General features: G+C 41.5%; 4 protein-coding genes. 3 read left to right on the top strand and 1 reads right to left on the bottom strand.

The window, feature by feature from the left end:
• The first annotated feature begins 45 nt into the window (after positions 1 to 45).
• Positions 46 to 1,254 (top strand): NupC/NupG family nucleoside CNT transporter, encoded by a 1,209-nt coding sequence (locus VB797_RS34315; protein ID WP_323242281.1) that lies wholly within the window; start codon positions 46 to 48, stop codon positions 1,252 to 1,254.
• Between the two features lie 568 nt (positions 1,255 to 1,822).
• Here the strand turns inward: VB797_RS34315 and eno are convergent.
• Positions 1,823 to 3,103, bottom strand: a complete 1,281-nt coding sequence (eno, locus tag VB797_RS34310) for a phosphopyruvate hydratase (protein ID WP_323242280.1) — start codon at positions 3,101 to 3,103, stop codon at positions 1,823 to 1,825.
• A gap of 365 nt (positions 3,104 to 3,468) precedes the next feature.
• On the opposite strand from eno, the gene VB797_RS34305 reads away from it, so the two are divergent.
• Positions 3,469 to 5,205 carry an iron uptake porin gene (locus VB797_RS34305; protein ID WP_323242279.1) on the top strand — a complete coding sequence of 579 codons (1,737 nt, stop codon included), beginning with the start codon at positions 3,469 to 3,471 and terminating at the stop codon, positions 5,203 to 5,205.
• Positions 5,206 to 5,542: 337 nt separating this feature from the next.
• On the top strand, positions 5,543 to 8,209 hold the full coding sequence (gene clpB / locus VB797_RS34300) for an ATP-dependent chaperone ClpB (RefSeq protein WP_323242278.1): 2,667 nt from the start codon (positions 5,543 to 5,545) through the stop codon (positions 8,207 to 8,209).
• The last annotated feature ends 56 nt before the right edge of the window (positions 8,210 to 8,265 follow it).

Below are 8,265 nucleotides of genomic sequence, written 5' to 3'. Positions count from 1 at the left end.
ACTCCCTACTCCCTACTCCCTACTCCTTACCTTTACTGATAACTGATTATGCGTTTGATCTCGTTGTTTGGAATCTTTGCATTTGTGGGGATTTCTTATGGTTTGTCCGTTAACCGTCGTGCTATCCGGTGGGTTCCCGTGCTGTGGGGAATTGGTTTACAGTTAATCTTCGGGGTAATAATTCTCAGAACAAAACCGGGTTTTATTGTATTCAAATTTCTTGGAGACGTGGTAAGTCAATTTCTCAACTATTCCGATGCAGGTGCAAAATTCGTGTTTGGTGATAACTTTGAAGAACACTACATCGCTTTTAAAGTACTACCGACAATTATCTTTTTCTCTTCCTTCATCACTATCTTGTACCACTACGGTATCTTGCAAAGAATCGTGCAAATCGTCGCAGCAGTGATGATGAAAACTATGAAAACATCGGGTTCCGAGTCCCTGAGTGCGGCTGCAAATATCTTTGTCGGACAGTCGGAAGCTCCTTTATTAATCAAACCCTATGTAGCAACTATGACCCGCTCCGAATTACACGCAATTATGACCGGAGGATTCGCGACGATCGCAGGTGGGGTGATGGCTGCGTATATTTCCTTTGGGGTGTCAGCAGAACATTTAATCGCTGCTTCAGTAATGTCTGCACCCGCAGCTTTAGCTGTTTCCAAGGTGATGTACCCGGAAACTGAGGAATCACCTACCGCTGGTAAAGTAAAAATCGAAGTCGAAAGCGCGTATTCCAATGTGATCGATGCAGCCGCAACTGGTGCGAGTGAAGGGATGAAATTAGCTTTAAATGTCGCTGCGATGTTGATTGCTTTTTTAGGATTATTAGCCTTAGTCAACGGTGTGTTGGGCTATATCGGGCTGCAAGCGGGTTTACCACAACTATCATTAGAGTGGATATTTTCATACTTACTCGCCCCCGTAGCCTGGTTGATGGGCGTACCGTGGGCAGATTGTGGACAAGTGGGGATATTGCTAGGTAAAAAGACGATTTTAAACGAATTTATCGCCTATCAAGACCTGCAAAAAATGGTCGCAGACTCAGCTATATCCGAAAGAGCCAGAATACTTGCTACTTATGCTCTGTGTGGATTCTCGAATATTGGATCTATTGGGATTCAAATTGGGGGAATCGGCGCGATCGCCCCCAATCGTCAAGCAGATTTAGCACAAATGGGGGTTAGAGCAATGGTTGGTGGTGCGATCGCGTGTTTTATGACAGCCTGTATCGCGGGGATGTTGTTGTAGAGTTAGGAGTTCGTAGGTTGGGTTAGACACGAAAACAAAATTGAATTTACAACGCGAATTTATATTCTCGTGTCGTAACCCAACATCAAGATTGTGGAAAAAATATTTTAATTTAACTCTTAATTTTTTATACCCCAATTCACGATTCTTAATTCCCCAGATTATAAATGTTGGGTTACGGCGAAAAAGATAAATTCCTCGTTGAGAATTATAATTTGTCCTTCGCCTAACCCAACCTACAAAATACAAACAAATGGCAATAGTTACTTAATTGAAATAATTAGTTCGTAGGTTGGGTTAGACACAAAAACAAAATTGAATTTACAACGCGAATTTATATTCTCGTGTCGTAACCCAACATCAAGATTGTAGATAAAATATTTTAATTTAACTCTTAATTTTTAATACCCCAATTCTCGATTCCTAATTCCCTAAATTAATGTTGGGTTACGGCGAAAAAGATAAATTCCTCGTTGAGAATTATAATTTGTCCTTCGCCTAACCCAACCTACAAAATATAAATTGGAGTATTAGATTCAATCCAAAATCTAAAATCTAAAATCCAAAATTACTTCGGTCCCATTCCTACGGTACCTGCATAAATTGCGCTGTCTCCTAATTCATCTTCAATTCTCAACAAGCGATTATACTTAGCAACCCGTTCGCTTCGACACAACGAACCTGTTTTAATTTGTCCGGCTCTGGTAGCTACTGCTAAGTCAGCAATTGTGGTATCTTCGGTTTCGCCGGAACGATGACTGATTACCGAACGGAAACCGTTACGAGTCGCTAAGTCGATAGTTTGCAAGGTTTCAGTCAAGGAACCAATTTGATTGAGTTTAATCAAAATTGAGTTAGCTGATTTTTGCTCAATTCCTTTTTGCAAGCGTTGAGCATTGGTAACAAATAAGTCATCACCAACTAACTGGACTTTAGAACCCAATTTTTCGGTAAGTAACTGCCAATTCTGCCAGTCTTCTTCGTGCAAACCATCTTCAATTGACACGATGGGATATTGATTTACCAGTTGTCCCATGTAATCAATGAATTCAACGGGGGAGTGAGGTTTACCGTCGTAGACGTATTGTCCATCTTTGTAAAATTCACTGGCTGCAACATCTAAAGCTAAAGCAACTTCTTCCCCTGGCTTGTAACCGGCTTGTTTAATCGCAGCAACTAATAATTCTAAAGCAACTTGATTTGATTCCAAATTTGGAGCAAAACCACCTTCGTCACCAACACCAGTTAATACACCTTTCTCATCCAAAACTTTGCTCAAGGTAGCGAACACTTCCGCGCCCCAACGCAATGCTTCACGGAAAGAAGATGCACCGATGGGGACAATCATAAACTCTTGAAAATCAACGTTATTTGCAGCGTGCGCTCCTCCGTTAATTACGTTCATCAATGGTACGGGCAATAAATTCGCCAAAGGACCGCCTAAATAACGATATAGGGGAAGTCCCAAAGATTCAGCACTTGCCTTTGCAGCAGCCAAGGATACCCCTAAAATCGCATTCGCACCCAAATTGGATTTATTTTGAGAACCATCCAAGGCAATCATGGTTTTATCAAGCAGTTCTTGGTTAAGAGCATCCATATCCAACAGCTTGGGGGCTAGCGTCTCATTGACGTTCTGCACTGCCTTGAGGACACCTTTACCGCCATAACGACTTTTATCCCCGTCACGCAATTCATGAGCTTCAAAAGTCCCTGTAGAAGCGCCACTGGGAACCTGTGCCAATCCCACGACACCATTTACCAAATGTACTTCAGCTTCAATAGTCGGTCTACCACGAGAATCCAGAATTTCGCGGGCAAGAATCGCTTCAATCGTAGTATCCATCATGTGTTTGTGTTCCTTTGTATGAATGCGTTATAATTACCTTCCGCCGTAGAGGGTCATCAACCCCATCGTTAAAGATGTTTACGCGACTATCTAAGCGGAGATTTTAAAAGATTTCCAGTGTTTTGGGAAATATTTTGAAAATAGAACTGTAGAGACGTAGCATTGCTAGGTCTTTTAGGATTTAGAAATTTTAATACAGAAATTCTTTCCCAATCTTCCCATTTTCTGTAGTTGCTTTCGGACAAAATCTGAACAAATAGATATAAAGTAGAACTGTTTGATTTGGTTACTCAAGCTTTCGTTGTTAAACAAGAAACAAAAGAATTACTATAAAGTCAATAATTATACTTATTGGTGTAAGTGTGATGGAGTTAAGCAAGCAGTCTTTCAAGCAAAGAATTAGTTATCCAAAGCTGTTAGCAGGAGGTTTGCTTGGCTACAGTATTTTGAGTCAATGTCTTCCCTCGGAAGCGGCTTTGCCAAATACTTCCCCAGAAGATTTAAACTTTGACTTTGATACAAAACTTTTATTCGATAATCAAAAACTTAGTGAACCAATTTCCGATTCTTTAATCAAAGTATCCCCACCGGAGGGTATCAGTGAAGCGGAATTTTCTACGGTAGTAGAAGGTCAAAGGTTAGAAGTTACAAGTTCTTTCTCCCCATCCCCCCATCCCCCCATCCCCCCCTCTCTCCCCTTACTCCCCTCTCTCCCCTTACTCGCTCAGCAAACTTCGGTAGATCAACTCTCAGATGTCAAGCCGACGGATTGGGCTTATGAAGCTTTAAAATCATTGATCGAGAAATACGGGATAACTACTGGTTTACCCGATGGGACTTTTAAAGGCGATCGCGCTTTAACTCGTTATGAATTTGCTACAGGTTTAGCTGCGACTTTGGATAAGTTGGAAAGTATTATTGCTACAACTATTGGTGACAGGTCTTTTGAGCAAGATCGAATAACTTTACGACGGTTGCAAGTAGAATTTCGTCAAGATTTGCAGGATTTACGAAGGCGCTTAGATGATATAACAGAACGTTCTTCGCAGCTACAGGCAAATCAATTTTCGACTACTACTAAGTTAAAAGGACAGCAAATTATCGGGGTAACTGATGGTAGAAAAGCTCATTTTAGTGCGGTTACTCGGACTCGATTGACTTTTTCAACTAGCTTTAGTCAAAAAGATTTACTGGTAACACAGTTGGAATCTGGGAACAACGGTGGTGATGCTGTTGGTTTAGCTCAAAAAAAAGATTTAAACTTATTGGGAAGTAGTGGCATTTTTGCCAATGCTGGCGGACTTGATTTTACGGATATTGAAGATGATGTCAAACTCAGACGTTTGTACTATACTTTACGTCCTGCATCGAATTTAGCAGTGAGTGTGGGTACAAAAATGTCTCCGCGAGATTTCATCGACGGTAATCGTTATGGGAATAATGAAGCGAATGATTTTAGTTCGGGAATTTTTCTGAATAATCCTTTAATTGTCCAAAATAGAATCGATCGCAATGGTGGTGCTGGTGCTGCTGTTGTCTGGAAACCTAATAGTAAACTCAGTTTTCGTTCGCTTTATATTGCTGGGGATGCAGACTCAAGCTCGGACTCGGACGGTGTTTTCGGCGACCCGCATCAAGCAAGTGCCGAGTTAGAATATATATTTAGCGATAAACTTGCTGTAAAACTGCAATATACAAACGCCGAAATTGACGACACTAATATTAACGCTTACGGTTTAAACGCCGAATACGCGCTTAATCGCAATACGGGAATTTTTGGACGTTTGGGTATAGGTGATTATCAAGGATTCAACACTGCGATCGATCAAAATTTAGATTTAAACCCAGTTAGCTGGAGTGTTGGTGTTGGTTTGCGTAACGTTGGCATTCCCGGTAATATTGCAGGTGTAGCGATCGGTCAGCCGTTTGTTAGCAGCGGTTTAGGAAATGCCACTCAAACTAACTTCGAGACATTTTACAATCTGCAACTCAGCGACAATATCAGCGTTACTCCGATTATTTCTTTGGTAATTAACCCAGATAACGACAGTAACCAAGGTACTATTTGGCAAACTACGTTAAGAACGGTGTTTTCGTTTTAAATTGGGAATGGGTAATGGGTAATGGGTAATTGGTAATGGGGGATGGGGAAAGTTAGGAGTTAGGAGTTGGGAGTTAGGAGTTAGAAATTTAGAATGGCTGTATAATTTTGAATTTTATATATTATGAAGTCTTTTACTATTGGTTTATATCTGCTTCTAAATATATTTCTAGATATGTACTAATTGATAACTTATAACTTTTTATTTTGCCAATGCCCTATCCCTAATTACCAATTACCAATGCCTTGGATATTTATTTAAGACAAATTAATTTACAATTTTCCTAATCTAAAATCTAAAATCTAAAATCTAAAATCTAAAATCTAAAATTCTTAATATGCAGCCTACAGATCCAGATAAATTTACTGATAAAGCCTGGGAAGCAATTGTTAAATCTCAGGATATTGTGCGTGCTTACCAACAACAGCAGTTAGATGTCGAACATTTGATGCTGGCTCTTTTGGAACAAGATAATGGGTTGGCTTCTCGGCTTCTCGGTCGCGCTGGGGTGGAAGTTGAGCGATTACAGCAACAGTTGGAAGATTTTGCTCGCCGTCAGCCAAAAACTGGTAGAAGTGACCAACTATACCTCGGCAAGGGTCTTGACCGAATGCTTGATGGTGCTGAAGATGCAAGAGTTAGGATGAATGATTCTTACATTAGTATCGAACATTTGATCCTGGCTTTTGCGGAAGAGGAGCGTGTTGGTAAGAAAATATTTAGAAGTTTAAACGCTACTACTGCGGATTTAGAAGCTGCGATCAAAAATGTGCGGGGTAGTCAGAAGGTGACTGACCAAAATCCTGAGTCTCGCTATGAAGCTTTGGAAAAATTTGGCAGGGATTTAACCGAACAAGCAAAAGCGGGTAAACTTGACCCTGTAATTGGACGAGATGAAGAAATCCGCCGGGTAATTCAGGTGTTGTCTCGTCGGAGTAAAAATAATCCCGTTTTAATTGGGGAACCTGGAGTCGGAAAAACTGCGATCGCGGAAGCTTTAGCTCAACGAATTATCAATGGTGATGTTCCCGAATCTTTGAAGAACCGGCAAATTATCGGTTTGGATATGGGTAGTTTGATTGCTGGGGCTAAATACCGAGGTGAATTTGAAGATCGATTAAAAGCTGTCCTCCGGGAAGTTACGGAATCCGGCGGTCAAATAGTTTTGTTTATTGATGAGTTACATACGGTAGTCGGTGCTGGTTCGGGACAGCAAGGTTCGATGGATGCTGGTAATTTACTCAAGCCGATGTTAGCGCGGGGTGAATTGCGCTGTATTGGTGCCACAACTTTGGATGAATACCGGAAGTATATTGAAAAAGACCCAGCTTTAGAACGGCGTTTTCAACAGGTGCTGGTCACTCAACCCAGTGTAGAAAATACGATTTCGATTTTACGGGGACTTAAGGAACGTTATGAAGTTCATCACAACGTCAAAATCTCCGATTCAGCCTTGGTAGCAGCCGCTACATTGTCAGCGCGTTATATTGCCGATCGCTTTTTACCAGATAAAGCCATCGATTTGGTAGACGAAGCCGCAGCGCAGTTGAAAATGGAAATTACTTCCAAACCTGCGGAATTAGAAAATATCGAGCGTCGCTTGATGCAGCTAGAAATGGAAAAGCTGTCCTTAGCGGGAGAAGAAAAAACCACATTTCAAACTCAGGAACGCTTAGGACGCATCCAGCAAGAAATCACCGATTTGACAGGAAAGCAAGAAGAATTAAACGGACAATGGCAAGGTGAAAAGCAGGTATTAGAAGATATCAGCGCTTTGAAGCAGGAAGAAGAGAAACTGCGAGTCCAAATTGAACAAGCAGAACGGGCTTATGATTTGAATACAGCAGCGCAATTAAAGTATGGGAAATTGGAAGGAGTACAGCGCGATCGCGAAATTAGGGAAGCTAAGTTATTAGAAGTTCAAAGTAAAGGCGTAAGTTTATTAAGAGAGCAGGTTACTGAAGACGATATTGCCGAAATCGTCGCCAAATGGACGGGAATTCCGGTAAATAGCCTGTTAGAGTCGGAAAAACAAAAATTATTGCAGTTAGAACAACACCTCCATCAACGAGTCATCGGACAAGATGAAGCAGTATCGGCAGTATCGGCTGCAATTCGTCGCGCTCGTGCGGGCATGAAAGACCCCCAACGTCCCATCGGTTCGTTTTTATTCATGGGTCCTACGGGGGTTGGTAAAACCGAATTGGCACGGGCTTTAGCTAAATTCATGTTTGATTCCGAAGACGCTATGGTGCGTTTGGATATGTCGGAATACATGGAAAAACACTCCGTATCCCGTTTAGTAGGAGCGCCTCCAGGATATGTTGGTTTTGAAGAAGGCGGTCAACTTTCCGAAGCAGTGCGTCGTCGTCCTTATTCAGTGATACTGCTCGATGAAATTGAAAAAGCTCATCCAGATGTGTTTAATATATTACTGCAAGTCTTAGATGACGGTAGAATTACGGACTCTCAAGGAAGACTCGTAGACTTTCGTAATAGCGTTATTGTGATGACCAGTAATATTGGTAGCGAACATATATTAGATATATCCGGTGATGATTCGCAGTACGAAAAAATGCGAAACCGAGTCATGGAAACCTTACGAAAACACTTCCGTCCAGAATTCGTTAACCGCATCGACGATTTAATTATTTTCCATGCTTTGGGTAGAAAACAGATGGGAGATATTGCTCGAATTCAGTTAAAACGGGTAGAAAATTTATTAGCAGACCAAAAAATCTCCGTTGAAATTACCCCCGCAGCTTGCGATCGCTTAATAGAAATTGGTTACGACCCAACATACGGCGCTCGTCCTATCAAACGGGCAATTCAGCGAGAAATCGAAAACCCCCTTGCGACCAAAATCTTAGAAAACTCCTTCGTTCCCGGTGACACCATCATCATAGATAAAGGTAAAACCGGATTAACATTTAAGAAAAAAACCGTTGTTAAAGTATCCCCACCTGTAAATACCGTGCAGTTGGTAGAGTCGGCTGAGGGGTAAATCGCCATGAAATCGAAGCCGCCCTCACTCTAGAAGAGTGGGGCTACAACTACGAA

This window comes from Rivularia sp. UHCC 0363 (assembly GCF_034931125.1).
Lineage (GTDB): Bacteria > Cyanobacteriota > Cyanobacteriia > Cyanobacteriales > Nostocaceae > Rivularia.
Note: the sequence above shows the minus strand (reverse complement) of the source record. Positions and strands in the feature narration are given on the sequence as shown.

Coding starts and splice junctions, on each gene's coding strand:
- VB797_RS34305 (WP_323242279.1), top strand. CDS start 3,469: ATGGAGTTAAGCAAGCAGTCTTTCAAGCAAAGAATTAGTTATCCAAAG.
- eno (WP_323242280.1), bottom strand. CDS start 3,103: ATGATGGATACTACGATTGAAGCGATTCTTGCCCGCGAAATTCTGGAT.
- clpB (WP_323242278.1), top strand. CDS start 5,543: ATGCAGCCTACAGATCCAGATAAATTTACTGATAAAGCCTGGGAAGCA.